A 19468-nucleotide genomic window follows, 5' to 3' on the forward strand; every position below is an offset into this window, starting at 1 on the left:
TTATTTATTTTCTATATAAACCCAGGCAGCTGTTCCGGACTTCAACGTGACCTGAACTCTTTTGTAAGCATTAGATTCGAATATGTCAACTTTCGCTAAATCCGAAGCCGAAATATTAAAAGCAACACCATGAATAGGATCTGAAGCATCTTCTGTTGGTACGGCCACGACATAATCCGCCATTCCAAATTCTTCTTCTATCTGAAGACTTTTCAGTTTGTGGCCCAAAAGCTGATCTTTAGTGCCATTTAAAACTTTATTAAAAAGCTGCATCTGAATTTGTTTCGATCTTAATGTTCCGTATGAGAATAACTTTGTCATAATTATGATTTTCTCGTTTTATTTTACAACTTAAAATATTCAATATAATTGTCTAAATCTTTATCGCCACGCCCTGAAAGACTTATAACTACAACATCTGTCGGTTTAAATTTCTTTTGATCTAAAACGGCAAAAGCATGCGCACTTTCGATCGCCGGAATAATTCCTTCTAATTTTGTTAATTGTAAGCCTGCATTCATCGCATCATCATCAGTAACAGAGAAAAATTCCCCGCGTCCTGTTTGTGCCAAATGCGCGTGCATTGGGCCAACTCCCGGATAATCTAAACCTGCAGAAATCGAATACGGTTCTGTAATCTGTCCGTCTGGCGTCTGCATCAAAAGGGTTTTACAACCGTGAATAACGCCTACTTTTCCTAATTTGCTTGTTGCCGCACTATGACCGCTGTCGACACCTCTTCCGGCTGCTTCGACTGCTATAATTCCAACTTCTGGCTCATGCAAAAAGTGATAATAAGTTCCGGCAGCGTTACTTCCACCACCGATGCAAGCTACAACATAATCGGGATTTTCACGCCCTTCTTTTTCTTTTAGCTGCCATTTTATTTCTTCGGAAATTACACTTTGAAAACGTGTCACCATATCCGGGTAAGGATGTGGTCCAATAGCTGATCCAATAATATAATGGGTGTCAACCGGATTATTGATCCAGTCGCGAATTGCTTCGTTGGTAGCATCCTTCAACGTTTTTGAACCTGAAAGTGCCGGACGAACTTCAGCTCCTAACATTTTCATACGGGCAACATTTGGAGCCTGACGTGCAATGTCGATCTCGCCCATATAAACGATACATTCCATTCCCATTAAAGCGCAAACTGTGGCCGTTGCAACTCCGTGTTGTCCAGCTCCGGTTTCAGCAATAATTCTTTTTTTGCCTAATTTTTTTGCAACTAATATTTGCCCGATTGTATTGTTGACTTTATGTGCGCCGGTATGATTTAAGTCTTCTCTTTTTAGATAGACTTTGGTATTGTATTTTTCAGATAAACGCTTAGCAAAATAAAGTGGACTAGGGCGTCCAACGTAATCCTTTAATAACTGGTCAAACTCCGCTTTAAAATCGGGTTCGCTCGTTATTTTTAAATAATTCTGACGCAATTCTTCTACATTCGGATACAGCATTTCGGGAATGAAAGCGCCTCCAAATTCTCCATAATATCCTTTTTCGTTAACGTTAAAGTTCATTTCGTTTATGTTTAAAAGTTGGCAACATCAAATTTTCGTTTGAAATTGCTAAATAGATTTTTGTTTTTCAGCCCCGGTTCGATTTCAAATTTACTATTTACATCGATAGCATAAATAGGTAAATTGGTTTTTGATATCTCTTCAATGGCTTTTAATTCGTTTATTCCGATGCCGCCACTCAAAAAGAATGGTTTTTCAGACTTGTATTTTTTTAATATCGTCCAGTCAAATGTGGTTCCGTTGCCGCCTGGCAGTTTTCCTTTTGTATCAAAAAGGAAAAAATCGGAAACTGCTTCGAAAGGTTTTATGGTTTCAAAATCAAAATCATTATCTGCAGAAAATGCTTTTATGATTTGGACTTTCTTTGGTAATTCTTTTTTTAATTCTGATAAAAATTCAACAGATTCATTTCCGTGTAATTGAACGGCTTGTAAATTATATTTTGCCACTTTCTCCAGAATTTCTTCCTGAGACTGATTTACAAAAACGCCCACTTTTTTGACAGTTGCTATCAGTTCCGGAATTTCTCCGTTAAAGTATCTTGCGGATTTTTCCCAGAAAATAAATCCCATATAATCGGGTAGGAGTGCGCCTACTTCGAGTATGTTTTCAGGATATTTCATTCCGCATATTTTGAGTTTCATTTTGTTGTTGTTTTTGCCACGAAGGCGCTAAGACACTAAGTTTTTTTGTTTTTTGCCACGAAGGTTCAATGGCGCAAAGTTTTTTCGCCACGACCCGAACGATAGTGAACAGGCGATGCAATTCACGAATGATAATAAATAAATTCGTGAATTCGTGGCTATTTTTTTATACGCTCAAATTTTTAATAAATTCTGTTGCGGCCTCGCCTGCGTTATCGGTTTTCATGAAGTTTTCTCCAATTAAGAATCCGCTGTAGCCGTAAGGTCTTAATTCTGAAATGGCTTCGATTGATGAGATGCCGCTTTCTGAAACTTTGACGAATTCATCTGGAATTTGCGATGCCAGCTGTTTGCTGAAATCTAAACTTACTTCAAAAGTTTTTAGGTTTCTGTTGTTCACGCCAATCATGTCTAAACTCGGCATAATCGATTTTTCTAATTCTTCCTGATTGTGAACTTCCAATAAAACTTCTAAACCTAATTTCTTTGCAAATTGAGATAATGATTTGATTTCTTCACGAGTTAAAACCGCGGCGATTAATAAAATTAAATCGGCTCCAAAAGCTTTGGCTTCTAGGATTTGGTATTCATCAACAATAAATTCTTTTCGCAAAAGCGGAATATTCACACTCGCTCTTGCCAAAAGTAAATCGTCTAAAGAACCTCCGAAATATTTCCCGTCAGTTAAAACCGAAATTCCGCAAGCACCTGCAGTTTCATATCCTTTCACCACTTCTTCAACCGTAAAACTATGATTGATCACTGATTTTGAAGGAGAACGGCGTTTGTGTTCTGCAATTATTCCTGTTGAACTTGTTCTCAATTTCTGACTCAATGAAATCGTTTCCCTTTCAAAAAACACTGAACTTTCCAATTGTGAAACCGGAATGATTGATTTCTTAAGAACGACTTCCCTTTGTTTGTCAACTATGATTCTATCTAAAATATTCATATTTCTTTGTTTCAGGTTTCAGGTTTCAAGTTTCAGATCCCAACAACTTGAAACCTGAAACAAAGAAAACTTGAAACTAAATTACTTACTTAATTCCTGTAATGTTTGTAGTGCCTTTAAGCCTTTTCCTGAAAAAAGACTTTCTTTTGCCAATTCAAATCCTTCTAACGGAGAACATTTTGTAACGGTTGCAATTGCCATTGCAGCGTTGGCCATAACGACATTATTCTGTGCTTCTGTTCCTTTTCCTGAAATAATGTTAGTGAACATTTCTGCTGATTCTTCAATCGTTTTTCCACCTTCAATTTCGGTTTGAGATAAAAGCCTAACTCCAAAATCTTCTGGTTTCAACATTCCTTCCATGTGTGATGTTATTGTTTTGGTTGGACCTGTTAAGGAAATTTCGTCATATCCATCAAGGGAATGTAAAATGGTAAAATTGATATCCGTATTTTGATATAAATAAGCATACATTCTGGCTAATTCCAAATTGAAAACACCAACTAATTGATTCTGTGGAAACGACGGATTTACCATTGGTCCCAACATATTGAAGAACGTTTTTACTGCCAGTTCTTTTCTGATTGGCCCAACATTTTTCATTGCCGGGTGAAATAGGGGAGCATGTAAAACGCAAATTCCGGCTTTGTCGATGCATTTTTCTAAAAACGAAGCGTCATTGCTGAATTTAATTCCCATTTTTTCCATCACGTTGCTTGATCCTGAAATAGAGGATACGCCGTAATTTCCGTGTTTGGCAACTTTAATTCCAGCTCCTGCTGATATAAAAGAAGCTAAAGTTGAGATGTTGAAAGTATCTTTTCCATCGCCACCCGTTCCGCATAAATCGATAGTATTGTAAGCTGATAAATCAACACGAATGCATAATTCTAATAATGCTTCGCGAAAGCCTGAAAGCTCATCAATAGTAATACTGCGCATCATAAATACGGTCAAAAATGCCGAAATCTGACTTGAATTATAATTTCCACTTGAGATATTAATCAATACGTCTTTGGCTTCTTCTTTAGAAAGCACTTCGTGGTTGATTAATTTATTTAATATAGTTTTCATTTTTTTTTTAAGTTGCTAAGATTCTGAGATACTAAGGTTCTAAGTTTTTGTTTCAGGTTTCAGGTTTCAAGTTAATTCTGCGACTGAAAACTGTGACTGAATACTAAAAACTCTGAACACTGAATACTGCTTTTTAATGTTCATTTCCTTGATAAATCCACATGGGTTCTGTTTTTCCGGCTCTTTCAAATCCGTTTTTTTTATAAAAGTCAACTGCTTTTCCGTCTGCAGTTAACATCTGCATGTGAAAGTGACTGTATTTCTCCTGCATTTTATCTACAATCATTTTTCCAATTCCTTTTCCCTGATAGTCCGGAAGTACCAATAAATGCGGATAATAAACAGTCAAAAATCCATCAGAAATCGCATTCCCAAGTCCGACTAGTTTTGTCCCTTCCCAAGCCGTAATTAAAGTTTCGGAATTTAAAAGACCATTGTATAATTCGTTTGGTTTGTTGGCCGAACTCCATTCGTTGGCTTTGTATAAAATCAAGATGTCTTCAATGTTGATTTCTTTGGTTTCTGAAATATTTATCATTTTTTTTAATGTTCTAAGTTGCTAAGATTCTATGGGACTAAGGTTTTGAACTGTGACTGTAAACTGAGACTGAGTACTAGCTCTTTATCCAATTCTCCAAGATCAATTTCCCTTTTGGTGTCAACACACTTTCCGGGTGAAACTGAACGCCTCTCACATCATAAGTTTTGTGTCTCAGTGACATAATTTGTCCATTTTCGTCTATTGAAGTGGCTTCTAAAACGTCTGGTAGATTAGCATCAACAACCCAGGAATGGTATCTTCCTACTTCGAATTCATTTCCTAATCCTTCAAACAAAATTTCATCAGAAACTACCGTTTTTACGTTCGTAGCAACTCCGTGGTACACTTTGTCAAGGTTTGAAAGCGTTCCGCCAAAAACTTCTCCAATGGCTTGTTGTCCCAAACAAACACCTAAAATGCTTTTTGTTGGTCCGTATTTCTGAATTACTTCTTTTAATAAACCTGCTTCGTCCGGAATTCCAGGCCCCGGAGAAAGTAATATCTTATCGAAAGAAGCGATTTCGTCAATATCAAATTCGTCGTTTCTGTAAACGGTTACTTCGCAGTTTAAATCTTCTAAATAGTGCACTAAATTATAAGTGAAACTATCGTAATTGTCTATAACTAATATTTTTTTCATTTTTTTTGAGTTGCTAAGTTGCTAAGTTTCTGAGTTACTAAGTCCTCAAACTGAGACTGTAAACTGAGACTGAAAACTAATTTTTATTTTTCTCGAACGTATTTTTCTGTAATGATTCGATTGATTCCTAATTTTTCTACTTTTTCGATTCCTTTTTGAGTTAGTGTGTCGTTTTTAATTTTTACTACGAACTCAAATTTGCCATTTTCCCATTGACGGTTGTTGAAATATTCCAGATTTTCGGTGTACACACTGTCTTTCAAAGTATATTTTCCGCCTCCACCAAAAAATACGGCTGCTGTGCTGTCTTTTCCATTATTCAAATCATGATTAAAAAAAGCAAAATGAGTATCATTTATAATTTTAATCATTTTTGTTTTTGGATTGAAAGTCGAGAAAGTCGAATCTTTTTCTGTCGTTTCTGCTGATATCAGACGCCAGGTTCCTTCAAGTGGATTCTCTTTTTTTTCTGAATTGCAGGACGCTATAGTAATGATTAAAACTAGAATTGATAATGCTTTTTTCATGATTGTTTGTGGTTTGTTTGTTAATTGTTAGGTTTTTGCTACTCTTTGTCTCCAACGGTTGAAACCGTTGGCTATTTTTATATAGCATTTCTTTTAATTTGCTTTTCAAACATGGCCCAAGGTTTCAACCTTGGGAGACATTGCAGATCATTCTGTTTCCACGTTCCAACAACTTGAAACTTGAAACCTGAAACAAAAGAAATTATATTTTCTCCGCCATTTCTAAGGCTGTATTCAACGCTCTTAATTTATTATAAACTTCCTGCATTTCGCTTTCTTCATCTGAGCTGGCAACAATTCCGGCGCCGGCCTGGCAATGCAATTGGTGGTTTTTACTTAAAAAAGTTCTAATCATGATCGCATGGTTAAAATTTCCTTCAAAATCCATGAAGCCAATTGCTCCTCCGTAGAAATTACGATTTGTTTTTTCGTAATCTTCGATTAATTGCATCGCTCTGTGTTTTGGTGCGCCACTTAAAGTTCCTGCCGGGAAAGTATCGGCAACTACTTGCATCGTTGTAGCTTTCTCATGTAAATGTCCGGTAACTTTAGAAACTAAGTGAATTACATGCGAGAAAAACTGAACTTCTCTATATTTCTCAACATTTACATCATGTCCGTTTCTGCTTAAATCGTTTCTGGCCAAATCAACTAACATTACGTGTTCGCTATTTTCTTTTTTATCTTCAGAAAGTTGTTTGGCTAAAACCGCATCATGCTCGTCATTTCCGGTTCTTTTGAACGTTCCGGCGATGGGATGAATTTCAGCTTTTCTGTTTTTTACTATAATTTGAGCTTCGGGCGAAGACCCAAATATTTTAAAATCTCCATAATCAAAAAAGAATAAATAAGGAGATGGATTGATACTGCGTAATGCTCTGTAAACATTGAATTCGTCGCCTTTGAAACCTTGTGTAAAACGACGTGATAAAACCAATTGAAACACATCGCCACGGAAACAGTGTTTTTTAGCTAAGGCCACATTGTGTTTGAATTCTTCATCAGTCAGGTTTGAAAAACCTTCGCCTTCTTTTGCGAATTTATAAGAAGCAATGTTTCTTGATTGCAATAATTGCTCAATTTCAGAAATGTTGTTTCTTCCATCAACACTATGACAAAAAATGTAAGCTTCATTTTTAAAATGATTGATCGCAATAATGTTTTGATAAACGGCATAAAAAACGTCAGGAATTAAAGTAGCTGTGTCTTTTTTAGCAATCGAAACTTTCTCAAAATAACGAACAGCATCGTAAGAAATGTATCCAAATAAACCATTATTAATGAATTTAAAATCATTTTTCTCTGATTTAAACTGGCTCGAAAATTCCTGAATTACTTGTGGAATATTCGTCGAAGAATCAATTGCAATTTGTTCGGTAGTTCCGTCAGGAAAAGTTTTGGAGATAATTTCGTTTTCAATTTTAATTGTCGCAATCGGGTTGCAGCAAACATAAGAGAAACTGTTATCATTTCCGTGATAATCACTACTTTCAAGGAGTAAACTATTTGGAAATTTATCTCTGATTTTAAAATAAATACTTACCGGCGTGATGGTGTCTGCCAGAATTTGTTTGTAGTGTGTGTTGAGTATAAAAGGTTTCAATGTATATAGTTTTAATTTTTAGAATATTTGCTTTAGTTTCGGCCAAAAAAAAAGGCTTGTCGTGATGACAAGCCTTTTATATTTATAGTTTTGAAAATACCATAGGAAGCTTAGTTCACGACGTTTGACGTAAATTCTTCCACCACCAAGTATTGTTCATTAATGTTTTCATTTTCTTATTTTGATGTGACAAAGATATAAATGTAAATTGGATTAGAATACATAAAATTTCAAAAAAATCTTTTCTAAATTTTAAAATTTGTTAAATTCTACTGTTTTAAATTACTTTAAAGAGCTAATTTCCAATCGCAATTGTGTTGTTTTGGTTCATCCTAAAATCCGGATTTCCTTTGATATTGGGCGTTGTAAACAATTCGTTGTTTTTGAGCTTTGTATAATTTATTTCGAAATCAGGATTGCTGTAGAATTTTTGAAGTGATGCATTTGCACCACCTGCTTCGCTTACAATTCCGCCATTACAATTGTTAACGATTAAGTTTTTAAATGCAATTTTAGCTAAATTAACATCACCATTTCCAATATTTCCTTCCAATAAAACAAACGGAGAAAAACCTGAAACGATACTGTTTGATAAAGTAAATAAAGTATTTTCTCTAACGTAAACAGACTCACGTACAAGTCCCTGATTGTTTTCTTCCATGTTTACCAAAGTAATGTTGCTGGCCGTTATTTTAGTAATTTTTTTGGTCATATCCGTATTTCCAATTTTGTCATAAGAATCTACCTCAAAACATCTTGAACCTGAAATATCTGATGAAAAAGGATGGCGAATAGCGATACTGTTGCTAATATTGATTTGAGCTCCTTGTGTAAAATCAAAATCATCATCGGTAGTTCTGTATGAAACTAGGTTGTTCATGTTTAAATCTCCACCATAACATTCGAAAGAATCATCGTTAGAAAAACTAATCTGGATATTGCTTAAAACTGTTTTTCTGCCCACTCCGGCTAGCGAAAGTCCGTTAAGTTCTTTGGCAGCACTCAGTTTCCTTCCGGAATATTCAATTCTTACATATTTTAAAATCCCTGAATTATCTTCGGCATCCTGACCTCCATAATGATTCAGCATTGGTTCCAGATCAAAAGGTAAGGTATGTACGCCGCCAATGGTGTTAATTGGTGCTTTTCCAAGGACAATAATTCCGCCCCAGTCTCCGGGTTTCCTGTCAGCAATTTCCTTATTCGAAGTAAAAATAATAGGATCGGTTTCTAATCCTTCGGCCATAATTTTTGCACCATTCGTTATTACAAGTGTCCCGCAAGTTTTGTCGTCTCCGCGAATAACAGTTCCTGGTTCAATGGTCAAAACGGCATTTTTTGTTACATAAACAACACCCACTAACTGGTATGTATTTCGTTTTAATAACTTGGTATCTTTGTCTATAGTGCCGGCAATAATGTTTGTTGCTTCGTTATATTCAGTATTTGCTGGCTTAAAATTGGTCCAGTTGCCCATCCAGTTTGAGTTGCCAATAATTCCTTTAGGTTGTTGTTGGGCTTGTAAAAATAGGGTACTTAGAAGAGTAATAATTGCAATATGTATTTTTGCTTTCATAACTATAATTTTGATTTCTAGTTTTGTTTTTTAATTAGTCCAAAATTAGAAGGCCAATGTTAATCAAAGTCTTAGATGTTATTACGAAAGTGTTATGTGAATATTAAGGATGTTATCTTTTTGAAAGGAAATAAGATTGCGGACTTTACAGAATAGCGATTTTAAAATTATTTGCAATTAAATTTTCATTTAAAGATAATTTGTAACTTTGATAAAAATAAAATGTGATGGATTTAGATACTCGAAAAGTGATTTTTATTAGAGACTTTCTGAAACTTGAAAGCGAGAAAGCTATTTCTCAGTTTGAAAAATTATTGAAGAAAGAAACTAAAATTGACTCTGAATTAAAGCCAATGTCAATTTCTGATTTTAGCAAAAGGATTTCTGATTCTTTAGAAGATTCCAAAAATGGACGTGTAACAGGATCCGATCAATTAATTTCTGAAATTGAGAAATGGAGTTGAAAATTGATTGGACTGATTTTGCTAAAAAAGAGTTGAAAAGTATTTTTGATTATTATAAAAAAGAAGCAAATATAGATGTCGCAAGAAAACTTGTTTTGAGAATTACAAAAGAGACACTAAAATTAAAACACCAGCCTTTAATTGGGCAAAAAGAAGATCTTCTAATTAATAATCCAAAAGAAATTCGTTATTTAATTTTTAAAAATTATAAAATTATCTATTGGATAAATTTAGAGAAAAATTCAGTTGAAATTCTGGACGTATTTGATACCCGTCAGGATCCAATAAACATAAAAAGGACGAAGTAAAAATAGTAAATAATAAAAAGAAACCCCAATAGTTTTGAACCATTGGGGTTTTTCTTATAATAGTAAGAATTGTGTGTGAATTTTAAAATATTAGAATTTTAAAGCTACAGTCAATTCGAAATCATCATTGATAGTTTTGTCTCCTAAGTTTTCGAAGAAGTTACCAGAGTTGTATTTGATGTCATATTTAGTTCTGTCAACTTTGAAAGCAGTAGTTGCAGTGTTTCCAGCTACAGCGATGTCAAAAGTTACAGGTTTAGTAATTCCTTTGATAGTCAAATCAGCAGTTACTGTGTAAACATCAGTAGATTTAGCTCCAATAGTTTTGAAAACTAATTTTGCAGTTGGGAATTTGTCAGTTCCAAAGAAATCGTCAGCTTTTAAGTGACCGTTTAATTTCCCTTGGTATTCTCCAGTTAAATCAGTTGCAGTCAAAGAAGTCATATCAACAGTAAAAGAACCACCAGTTAATTTTTTTCCTTTAAATACTACAGCTCCGTCTTTAAAGTTTACAGTTCCAGAGTGCTCTCCAGTTACTTTTTTACCTACCCATTTGATAGTAGATGCTTTTACGTCGATTTTTTTAGTTTGAGCATTTACTGAAATACTAGCCGCTGCTACGAATAATGCTATTGCAATTGTTTTTAAATTTTTCATGTTGTTAAAATTGATTTTGGATTAATAATAATTATATAGTGATAAATAATTCTTCGTGAGATTTTCTAACTTTTTTGTAGTGTTGAGTGTCGTCCTCATCATGTCTGTAACCAACAGTAGCAATTACTGATGCGTTTAAGCCTAATTTGTCGAAACCTAAGATTTCATTGAATGCAGCAGGATTAAAACCTTCCATTGGAGTTGCGTCGATTTTCAAATCAGCAGCAGCAGCTAATAAAGTTCCTAAAGCAATATAAGTTTGTTTTGCTGTCCAGATATTTTTAGCATCTTGTGATAAGTTCGAAATCACACCATTCATCATATCTGCAAATCCGCCTAAAGCTTCAGTAGGAATTCCTCTTGTTTCGCTAATGTTTTTAATATAAGCAGCTACAGATTCTGGTCCGGCATTTAAGTCATTAGCAAAAATAAAAAGTTGAGAAGCATCTGTAATTTGAGTCTGACCGTAAGCAGCAGCTTTCAATTGTTCTCTAATTTCAGGATTTTCTACGATCACAACTTTATAAGGTTGTAATCCGTATGAAGAAGCAGCCAGTCTAACAGCTTCTTTTAAAGTATTTAAATCTTCTGAAGATATTTTTTTTGTTGCATCAAATTTTTTTGTTGCATATCTCCAATTTAGATTGTCTAATAATGTGCTCATAAAATTAATTTTGTTCGGTTCGGTATTTTTCTAATAATTTATTTAGTAATTCTAATTCTTCAGGACTTATATTCTCAGCAAATGCACGCTCGTGTTCATCTACCTTCGGGTCTAATTCTTTCAAAACATCTAATCCCTTTTGGGTGATTAAAACTTCAATTTTGCGTCTATTGCCAGGGCAAACATTTCTGGTAACAAAATCCTTTAATAATAATTTGTCTACCAATCGGGTTGTATTACTTGTTTTAGCCAGCATACGTTCCTGTATGACACACATATTAGCAGGATTTCCTTTTTGTCCTCTTAATATACGTAACACATTGTACTGTTCTCCGGATAGATCATACGGTTTTATCAACTCGTTGAAATGATCCTGAATCACGTTTTGCGTGTACATGATATTCAGAATAACTTTTTTCGCATTATCCATCTTAACTGTACTTTTTATAACCTCTTCAATTGTCATAGTCGTAAGTGTATAATTTGTATATACAAATGTATATCTTTTAATAGTTGTACATACAAATGTTGTGTTAATTTTTTGTTAATTCAAATAATAACAAAATGCGGGTTCATAAACTCTATATAATTAGTATAAAAATACTTTATTTTTTCAATCTAAAATCCTGTTTATTTGATATTTAACTAAAATATAAAGTTGCTAATCTCAACTTTGCCAAAGTTTAAAATTTTGACAAGTTCTTATCAATCCAAATATGTAAGTAATTCAGAAATCTAAAATCTAAACTCAAAAATCTAAAATTAAACATCAGGGCATGCCACCATCCCGATAAGAGGGCAAATTTACTTTGCGCGTATACGCCCTCTTATCGGGATGCTGTCGGGCTATCCGGTCCGCCGCGGCGGATTAGCTTCTATCCCTCATGCGAATTTAGTATACAAGAAACCCGACAGGTCATAAAGACTTGTCGGGTTTTATAAAGAAATAATTGTTTCGGTTTTTAAAATAACGAAACCCCTAATTGCATACGAGTATATTTTTCAGCCGGATTCCACATAATGCCTGCAAAAACAGGAAGTTTATATTGAAATATCGAAATATCCTTCGAAGCTTTAAAACCTGCATTGACGATGTTGAAATTATGATCTGTATTCGATGAATACAGATTTGATTTTCCGTCAAGCGAAAATCCTGCACCTATATATGTATCTAATGTGATCTGATCATTTTTTATCAACGGATAGCCTAACTCTACATAAGTGGAGTATCTGTTTTTATAATCAAGATCAGGTTGTAATTCCTTATCATTTCCATAAAGAATAATATCAGCTTCAATTCGTAAAGGAAATGCCTCAGGAAAACGATATGAAGTTCTCAAATCAATAAGGTGCGTCGTAGTATTTTTATCATAATTAAAAACTTCCGGATGTTCCACATTTGTAGTATTGAACAAATCCCACAAACCAATTGTGAGTCCTTTATGTTTGTATTGAACGTAATAATCGACCTCAGTATATTTACCATCAAAGCTATTACCGCCCCAAACCCCAACCGAAAAGTTTCGTTTTTTATCAAAAGTATAATGAATATCTCCCATAGCAGTCATGCTTGGGCTTATAATTAATCCTCTCCAGAGATGACTGGTTGCAAGAGTAACATTAAAATTTAATCGGCTTGGTTCTTTGCTTTCTGGCGTTGTTTCCTGAGCATAGCCAGCTAGTCCTATGATTATTATCATAGAAAGAAAAAGATTTTTCATAAAATTTCTTATATTAAAAGAAGATGATGTTAATTAAGAGTAAGATATAATGCAGCAGCCAGCGAAGCTCCAATTATTGGGCCTACAATAGGTATCCAGGCGTATCCCCAATTACTGCTTCCTTTTATAGGTAAAATAGCATGCATAATCCTTGGTCCTAAATCTCTTGCAGGGTTTATGGCGTATCCGGTCGTACCTCCTAATGATAAACCAATTGCCCATACGACTATAGCAACAGGAAGCGCACCTATAGTTCCTAAACCAATTGCTGCATTGGTATCACTGGCAATATTGAGGCTTGGTCCTGCAATGTAAAAGATCGAAAAAATCAAAACAAAAGTTGCAATTGCTTCACTAAGCAAATTCGAAACATTATTTTTGATGGCAGGTCCTGTAGAAAAACAGGAAAGTTTTGCGCCTTCATCTTCTGTTGCGGCAAAATGATCCTTATGTGATAACCACACTAAAAAAGCACCTAACATTGCACCAATCATTTCACCAAGGATATAAGTAGGAACTAAGCTCCAGCTAAACTTTCCTATAAGTGCCAACCCAAGTGTAACAACAGGATTTAAGTGTGCCCCACTAACAGGCCCTGCAATAGTTACGCCTACAAAAACGGCAAATGCCCACGCGGTAGTAATTACAATCCAACCTGAACTGTTTCCGTTGGTACCTTTTAGGTTCACGTTTGCTACAACGCCATTTCCTAATAAAATCATTACCATTGTGCCTAAAATTTCTGCTATAAAGGGAGTCATAATGTTTATTTTTTAGTCTTCAATCCATTGAGATGCGCGTCCTACCGCTTTGTTCCAGTTCTTTACAAGAATGTCTACTTTTGGTTTTTCCATTTCTGGCGAAAATACCTTGTCTATAGACCACTGTTCTTTCAAATCCTCTAGACTCGCCCAATATCCTACAGCAAGTCCGGCCAGATAAGCAGCGCCAAGAGCAGTTGTTTCGAGTGTTTTTGGTCTTGTAACAGTTGACCCAAAAATATCCGATTGAAATTGCATTAGTAAATTATTTTTCGCAGCACCTCCGTCAACTCTTAGTTCTTTTCCTTTGTCGCCAAAATCAGCTTCCATAGCTTTAACTAAATCATTTACCTGATAAGCAATCCCTTCTAAAGTTGCTCTGGCAATATGTGCATTTGTAGTTCCTCTGGTGATACCAAACATTGCGCCTCTCGCATATTGATCCCAGTAAGGAGCTCCTAAACCGGTTAAGGCAGGAACAAAGTAAACGCCGCCATTATCAGGAACACTAGAGGCAAGAGCTTCAATTTCTTCTGACGAGCTAATCATTTTTGCTCCGTCTCGTAACCATTGTACAGCGGCTCCTCCAACAAAAACACTTCCTTCTAAAGCATAAGTTGTTTTTCCGTTGATTTTCCAGGCGATAGTAGTTAATAAATTATTAGTAGACTGAATTGGTTTTTCACCCGTATTCATTAGCATAAAACAACCTGTGCCGTAAGTATTTTTTACCATTCCTGAACTGGTACACAATTGACCAAAAAGCGCTGCTTGCTGATCTCCGGCAACTCCGGCAATAGGAATTTTGGTAGCAAATAGGGTAGTGCAGGTTTCTCCGTAAATTTCACTGCTTTGTTTTACTTCGGGAAGCATGGCTCTTGGGATGTCAAATAATTCTAACAATTCGTTATCCCATTCTAAGGTATGAATGTTGAACAATAAAGTTCTGCTGGCATTAGAAACATCAGTCATGAATAACTTGGTACGAGTAAGTTTCCAGATAAGCCAAGTGTCAACAGTACCAAAACAAAGTTTTCCTTCTTCTGCTTTTTTACGAGCTCCGGGAACATTATCCAAAATCCATTTTACTTTTGTCCCTGAGAAATAAGCATCGAGGATTAGGCCCGTTTTTTTCTGAATCATATCAGCATGACCTTGTGCTTTCAATTCGTCACAAAATTTTGCTGTTCTGCGATCTTGCCAAACAATAGCATTATAAATAGGTTCGCTGGTTTCCCTGTCCCATACAATAGTAGTTTCGCGCTGGTTGGTGATTCCAATTGCTGCAACTTCTCGGCCTGAGATTCCTACTTTTGCAATTACTTCTGCAGCAGTGCTTATTTGCGAAGACCAGATTTCGTTAGGATCGTGTTCTACCCATCCTGGTTTGGGGAAAATTTGCTCAAACGGTTTTTGCGAGAGGCTTACAATTTCTCCTTCATGATTGAATAGAATAGCTCTCGAGGAAGTTGTTCCCTGGTCAAGAGCTAAGATTAATTTGTTTTGCATGGTTGATAGTGTATAATTAAGTAATAAGTTTTATTGAAATTCTGATAGCAAAAATCCTTTTGAAATTTCTTTGAAATTTGAAATTTCCTGGGTTATCCACACTTCGTCATGTCCCAGTTCTTTCGCTATTAATCGTGCTATTTTTTCAGAAGACTGAATTGCGGCTCTGGCGTCTAAGAATAGCAAACGAACACGTCTTGCTAAAATATCATCTACAGTTCTTGCCATTTCGTATCGAATCGCCCAGGCTGCTTCTGCCATTGTAAATTCATGATCAGGATGTACTTTCTCATTTAATTCAGGCTCAGTTTGCTGCAATTGACGTATTTTAGGGATATCTGTACCATAAATGTATAAGTGATTTTCTCTGTCTAAAGTAGTAGTAGGCTGATTGCCATGAATAGCAAGATGTTCTGTATTACAGCCTTTTGCAGGTATTTTTCTTGTTTTGATTGCTTTGTCGATAATGTCTTCGGCAATTTTTCTGTAAGTAGTCCATTTTCCTCCTGTAATGGTGATTAAACCAGTTTCGGAAACAATGATTTTGTGGCTTCTTGAAACTTCTTTGGTGCTTTTTCCTTCTTCTTTAGGTGCTGCCAATGGGCGTAAACCTGCGTAAACAGAAAGAACATCCGCTCTGGTTGGTTTTTTTGCTAAAAAGCGTTGTGCTGTTTCCAGTACAAATTCAATTTCGCTTTCTAAGGCAATAGGCTCTAAGCTTTGTTTTTTGATTAATGTATCTGTTGTACCTACTACAATTCGGTTATGCCATGGCACGGCAAATAAAACTCTTCCGTCGCTTGTTTTAGGAATCATTAGCGCATGGTCTCCAGGTAAAAATGATTTATCAAAAACCAGGTGAATTCCCTGACTCGGCACGATATATTTTTTGTAAACAGTATCGTTTAGTTTCATTATAGCGTTGGTAAAAACTCCGGTTGCATTTATAACGGCAGATCCTTTTAAGTCATATTTGTCTCCTGTTTCCTGATCCAGAACCTGAACCCCAATTACCTGATTATTATCGTCTTTTAATAAGTTTACAACTTTACAGTAGTTTAAAATACAAGCGCCTTTTTCTGCTGCGGTCTGAGCTATATTTATGGCAAGACGTGAATCATCAAATTGTCCGTCATGATAAATAACACCGCTTGTTAAGCCTTTTTCTTCTACATTAGGAAGCATTTCGATTGTTTTTCTTTTCGAAATATATTTTGAACGGCCTAAACTTAAACGTCCGGCCAATAAATCATAAATGGTTAAACCAATGGTATAAAAGTAACCGCCCCACCAGTTGTAATTAGGGATTACAAAGGATTGGTTTTTGACTAAATGACCGGCATTTTGAGCCATTAGGCCTCTTTCTTTAAGGGCTTCTTTTACCAAATGCACATCTCCTTGTTCTAAGTAACGTACACCACCATGAACTAATTTTGTGCTTCGGCTTGAAGTTCCTTTGGCAAAATCTACTGCTTCGACTAAAATTGTTTTGTAACCTCTGCTTGCGGCATCAAGAGCAGTTCCCAGACCGCTTGCTCCACCTCCTATTACAATTACATCCCACTTTTCAGTGTTTTTTAGTTTCGATAACTGTTCTGAACGTTTCATATAGTGTTTGTTTTTGTTTCTTTTATTCTTTTTTGTTTCTATAAAGCAAAATTAACGAAACTAAACGAAACAAAAGTCATATAATAAGTTTTTTTTGGAATTATTTTTTTATCGTACATTTATAGCTTTAAAAATCTTAATATTATCAGGTTATTATGGTTATTATAAATAAAAGACAAGAGGAAATACTGAAAGAACTGGATAAAAACGGACATGTAAATGTGGCGGATTTATGCGAAATTCTTAATGTTTCAACCGTAACAATAAGAAAGGATTTGAACTTTTTAGAAAATGAAAATTTGCTGCACCGTACGCATGGCGGCGCAAGCAAGCAGCCTATTTATGCTTTCGAAAGAGATTTAAGCGATAAAGAAGGGCTGCAGGTAGAGCAAAAAAAGCAAATAGCAAAAGAAGCTTTAAAGTATATTAATAATTATGATTACATCATATTGGGTTCCGGATCTAATGTGCATTATCTGGCTAAGATTATTTCAGGTTTTCAGAAATTAACAGTGATTACACCGTCTTTAAAGGTGTCTTTAGAATTGAGTAAGGAAGCAAATGTCGATACGATACAATTGGGCGGTGATGTTCGTAAGAGCTCAAACTCGGCGGTTGGTCCTATATCGGAGTCGATTTTGAGCCAGTTTTCTTGTAATAAATTGTTTTTGGGTGCAGACGGACTTCATTTAGATTTTGGATTAAGTACTTCAAATGCATTAGAAGCTCATCTTAATCAAGCCATGATTTCGGTGGCGGAAAAGGTAATTATTTTGGTAGATTCTACAAAAATGAATGTGAGGGGTTTTGGTAAGATTTGTAATTTAGATAAAATTGATGTCTTGATTACAGATGATGGTATTGATATCGAAACCAAAACGAAACTAGAAGAAATAGGAGTAGAGGTTATTATTGCTTCGAAATAGCTTTTTTATATAGATTGAAAAAACGAAACTCGTCTTTTTTTTTTTTGAAACTAGTGGTTCGTTGTTTGCTATGAATAGAAGTCAATGTCATTAAGTTAAGCTTTTTAAAGAATAAAATTAATCTCGCAAAGGCGCCAAGAAGCAAAGTTTAAACGCAATATTGTCATTTCGACGCAGGAGAAATCTCCGCGAGAAGCTCGACAAAGATTGGATTTACGTTGCGGATTTACTTACGGATATTTCTCCCGCGTCGAAATGCAAATATTTACAATTTTGAGAGAAATTATTCGTAATAACATTATTGGTTTTTCTAATGAACACCCCCCCCCTTAATTTTAGATTATTGGTTAAAAAATAAACCCAACACGTTTTGAAATGTGTCGGGTTTTATTTTTTATTTTTTTTAAAATTTACAGGCTTAAGTACTTTTCAATATTTGTCATTATTATTTTTCGTTCTTCGGGAGTTGCGTCATTATCCATATTGCTGTGATTGATAGGGGTGAACTGAACCGTCATTCCGTATTTTTTTTGTTCTTGCTCGGTTGGTAATACTCCTTCGTCTGCAGCATAGTTTTTAGAGCGTAAAGTATATATTGTAGGATGATTAACTCTTGGAAGCGGCATTCTGCGATTATCCATTGTTATTATTTTATCAACCAATTTGGGATATTTAACGGCAAATAAAGCGGTCATGTCTCCACCATTCGAATGACCAATTAGCGTTAAATGCTTAAAATCTAATTCGGGTTTTATGGTTTTAAATTCATTTAAAACATAAAGAATGTTGTCGGTTCCTCTTTCCCAGTTTGGTTTCCGTGTGACTTTAAGAACTCCATCCATTGGCAGAAGATCGTCAGTAGGCAATTCGTGCTGAATGCTAATAACAAAATATCCTTTTGAGGCTAAACTTTCGGTTAAATAGGAATAAATCATATTGTCACCGCCTTTATTTTCTCCGTATCCATGACTAAAAATTACAACTTGCTGATTCTTAATTTTTTTATCGGATTTAGGTTGAAAGACTGCAACGGGAATTTTGCGGTTTCGCGATTTGTCAAATAATTCTATGCTATCAAGTTTAACAGCATAGTTGTTATTTGATGTTTGAGAATTTGATTTTTTGTTATTTGAACAACTTATTAAGAACAAGGATACTAAGATTTGAAAATATATTTTGTTCATTTTTTTGATGTGCCTTTCATTTGATTCCTGATGCCGGGATTTTATTTTAAATCAACTTTTTTTCGAATGCTTTTCGTGCTGATCCTCTAAAAAAGACTTCGCCACAATAACTATAATTTAGTTTGTCCAGAATTTTCAACATTGGGATATTGTCAAAGTTGGTATCTACTTTTATACTATAAATAGTATTTGTGAGGCAGATATCTTCTATGTTTTTGAAAAGTGTTGTGGCAATACCTTTTCCTTTTGCCAGTTTTGATGCGGCTACACGATGCACAACAGCATAGTCACCATTGGTAAGCCATTTACCTTGTATCTCTTCGTAAGCAGGTTCTTTATCGAATATGATAGCAGCGTAACATAAAATCGATTCATTCTCTGTAAGTACATAAGCGTAACCGTTTTTTATATCATTCTGAATTGTAAGTTCATTAGGATATCCGTCTTGCCATTGCGTGCTTCCGTCTTGTCGCCTTTGTTCTATTGCGTCCTGAAGGATATTCCAGATTTGAGGAACTTCAGAAAGTGCTGCTTTTCTTAAAATGAATTGTTCTGTTGTATTGCTCATTCTTTATGTATTAAA

22 protein-coding genes are annotated in these 19468 nt (G+C 35.1%); 3 read left to right on the plus strand and 19 right to left on the minus strand.

Features of this window, described 5'->3' with window-relative positions; all coding sequences use genetic code 11:
- The 10 genes from FLP_RS20710 to FLP_RS20755 form a co-directional block, all read right to left on the minus strand.
- A complete protein-coding gene (locus FLP_RS20710) occupies positions 1 to 321 on the minus strand; it encodes a gamma-glutamylcyclotransferase family protein (RefSeq protein WP_065451408.1) in 321 nt (106 codons plus the stop codon).
- Positions 322 to 344: 23 nt separating this feature from the next.
- Positions 345 to 1526, minus strand: coding sequence for a tryptophan synthase subunit beta (gene trpB / locus FLP_RS20715; protein ID WP_065451409.1), 1182 nt, complete (start codon positions 1524 to 1526; stop codon positions 345 to 347).
- An 11-nt stretch (positions 1527 to 1537) separates the two neighbouring features.
- Positions 1538 to 2170 (minus strand): phosphoribosylanthranilate isomerase, encoded by a 633-nt coding sequence (locus tag FLP_RS20720; protein ID WP_065451410.1) that lies wholly within the window; start codon positions 2168 to 2170, stop codon positions 1538 to 1540.
- Between the two features lie 166 nt (positions 2171 to 2336).
- On the minus strand, positions 2337 to 3122 hold the full coding sequence (gene trpC, locus FLP_RS20725; protein WP_065451411.1) for an indole-3-glycerol phosphate synthase TrpC: 786 nt from the start codon (positions 3120 to 3122) through the stop codon (positions 2337 to 2339).
- Between the two features lie 81 nt (positions 3123 to 3203).
- The gene (gene trpD, locus FLP_RS20730; protein WP_065451412.1) at positions 3204 to 4196 is read right to left on the minus strand and encodes an anthranilate phosphoribosyltransferase; all 993 of its coding nucleotides are present in this window, start codon (positions 4194 to 4196) and stop codon (positions 3204 to 3206) included.
- A gap of 133 nt (positions 4197 to 4329) precedes the next feature.
- Positions 4330 to 4734, minus strand: coding sequence for a GNAT family N-acetyltransferase (locus tag FLP_RS20735; RefSeq protein ID WP_065451413.1), 405 nt, complete (start codon positions 4732 to 4734; stop codon positions 4330 to 4332).
- A 76-nt stretch (positions 4735 to 4810) separates the two neighbouring features.
- The gene (locus FLP_RS20740) at positions 4811 to 5377 is read right to left on the minus strand and encodes an anthranilate synthase component II (protein ID WP_065451414.1); all 567 of its coding nucleotides are present in this window, start codon (positions 5375 to 5377) and stop codon (positions 4811 to 4813) included.
- A gap of 83 nt (positions 5378 to 5460) precedes the next feature.
- Positions 5461 to 5904, minus strand: coding sequence for a hypothetical protein (locus FLP_RS20745; RefSeq protein ID WP_065451415.1), 444 nt, complete (start codon positions 5902 to 5904; stop codon positions 5461 to 5463).
- A gap of 202 nt (positions 5905 to 6106) precedes the next feature.
- Entirely contained in the window at positions 6107 to 7507 is a 1401-nt protein-coding gene (locus tag FLP_RS20750) for an anthranilate synthase component I family protein (RefSeq protein ID WP_065451416.1), read from the minus strand.
- Between the two features lie 295 nt (positions 7508 to 7802).
- Positions 7803 to 9083 carry a hypothetical protein gene (locus FLP_RS20755; protein ID WP_065451417.1) on the minus strand — a complete coding sequence of 427 codons (1281 nt, stop codon included), beginning with the start codon at positions 9081 to 9083 and terminating at the stop codon, positions 7803 to 7805.
- A 227-nt stretch (positions 9084 to 9310) separates the two neighbouring features.
- Here FLP_RS20755 and FLP_RS20760 point away from each other — a divergent pair, with 227 nt between their 5' ends.
- Together FLP_RS20760 and FLP_RS20765 are read left to right on the plus strand one after the other, a co-directional pair.
- Positions 9311 to 9547, plus strand: a complete 237-nt coding sequence (locus FLP_RS20760; RefSeq protein ID WP_065451418.1) for a hypothetical protein — start codon at positions 9311 to 9313, stop codon at positions 9545 to 9547.
- On the plus strand, positions 9538 to 9855 hold the full coding sequence (locus FLP_RS20765; RefSeq protein ID WP_065451419.1) for a type II toxin-antitoxin system RelE/ParE family toxin: 318 nt from the start codon (positions 9538 to 9540) through the stop codon (positions 9853 to 9855). The genes FLP_RS20760 and FLP_RS20765 overlap by 10 nt, the downstream gene beginning before the upstream one ends.
- A gap of 90 nt (positions 9856 to 9945) precedes the next feature.
- Here FLP_RS20765 and FLP_RS20770 read toward each other — a convergent pair whose 3' ends face one another.
- From FLP_RS20770 to FLP_RS20800, 7 genes are all read right to left on the minus strand, one after another.
- Positions 9946 to 10512, minus strand: a complete 567-nt coding sequence (locus FLP_RS20770; RefSeq protein WP_065451420.1) for a YceI family protein — start codon at positions 10510 to 10512, stop codon at positions 9946 to 9948.
- Between the two features lie 31 nt (positions 10513 to 10543).
- Positions 10544 to 11176 carry an NAD(P)H-dependent oxidoreductase gene (locus tag FLP_RS20775; protein ID WP_065451421.1) on the minus strand — a complete coding sequence of 211 codons (633 nt, stop codon included), beginning with the start codon at positions 11174 to 11176 and terminating at the stop codon, positions 10544 to 10546.
- 4 nt (positions 11177 to 11180) lie between these two features.
- Positions 11181 to 11642: a MarR family winged helix-turn-helix transcriptional regulator gene (locus FLP_RS20780; protein WP_065451422.1), complete on the minus strand. Its 462-nt coding sequence runs from the start codon at positions 11640 to 11642 to the stop codon at positions 11181 to 11183.
- A gap of 496 nt (positions 11643 to 12138) precedes the next feature.
- Complete coding sequence (locus FLP_RS20785; protein WP_243397503.1) at positions 12139 to 12876, minus strand: hypothetical protein; 738 nt, start codon at positions 12874 to 12876, stop codon at positions 12139 to 12141.
- A gap of 50 nt (positions 12877 to 12926) precedes the next feature.
- Positions 12927 to 13658, minus strand: a complete 732-nt coding sequence (locus tag FLP_RS20790; protein WP_065451424.1) for an MIP/aquaporin family protein — start codon at positions 13656 to 13658, stop codon at positions 12927 to 12929.
- A gap of 12 nt (positions 13659 to 13670) precedes the next feature.
- On the minus strand, positions 13671 to 15167 hold the full coding sequence (gene glpK, locus FLP_RS20795; protein WP_065451425.1) for a glycerol kinase GlpK: 1497 nt from the start codon (positions 15165 to 15167) through the stop codon (positions 13671 to 13673).
- A 30-nt stretch (positions 15168 to 15197) separates the two neighbouring features.
- A complete protein-coding gene (locus FLP_RS20800; RefSeq protein WP_065451426.1) occupies positions 15198 to 16775 on the minus strand; it encodes a glycerol-3-phosphate dehydrogenase/oxidase in 1578 nt (525 codons plus the stop codon).
- 155 nt (positions 16776 to 16930) lie between these two features.
- Between FLP_RS20800 and FLP_RS20805 the strand changes: the two genes are divergently transcribed.
- The gene (locus FLP_RS20805) at positions 16931 to 17701 is read left to right on the plus strand and encodes a DeoR/GlpR family DNA-binding transcription regulator (RefSeq protein WP_065451427.1); all 771 of its coding nucleotides are present in this window, start codon (positions 16931 to 16933) and stop codon (positions 17699 to 17701) included.
- A gap of 410 nt (positions 17702 to 18111) precedes the next feature.
- On the opposite strand, the gene FLP_RS20810 is transcribed toward FLP_RS20805, so the two are convergent.
- On the minus strand, positions 18112 to 18885 hold the full coding sequence (locus FLP_RS20810) for an alpha/beta hydrolase family protein (RefSeq protein WP_065451428.1): 774 nt from the start codon (positions 18883 to 18885) through the stop codon (positions 18112 to 18114).
- A 46-nt stretch (positions 18886 to 18931) separates the two neighbouring features.
- Complete coding sequence (locus FLP_RS20815) at positions 18932 to 19453, minus strand: GNAT family N-acetyltransferase (RefSeq protein ID WP_065451429.1); 522 nt, start codon at positions 19451 to 19453, stop codon at positions 18932 to 18934.
- Positions 19454 to 19468 lie beyond the last annotated feature (15 nt).

It is taken from the genome of Flavobacterium piscis, from assembly GCF_001686925.1.
Classification (GTDB): domain Bacteria; phylum Bacteroidota; class Bacteroidia; order Flavobacteriales; family Flavobacteriaceae; genus Flavobacterium; species Flavobacterium piscis.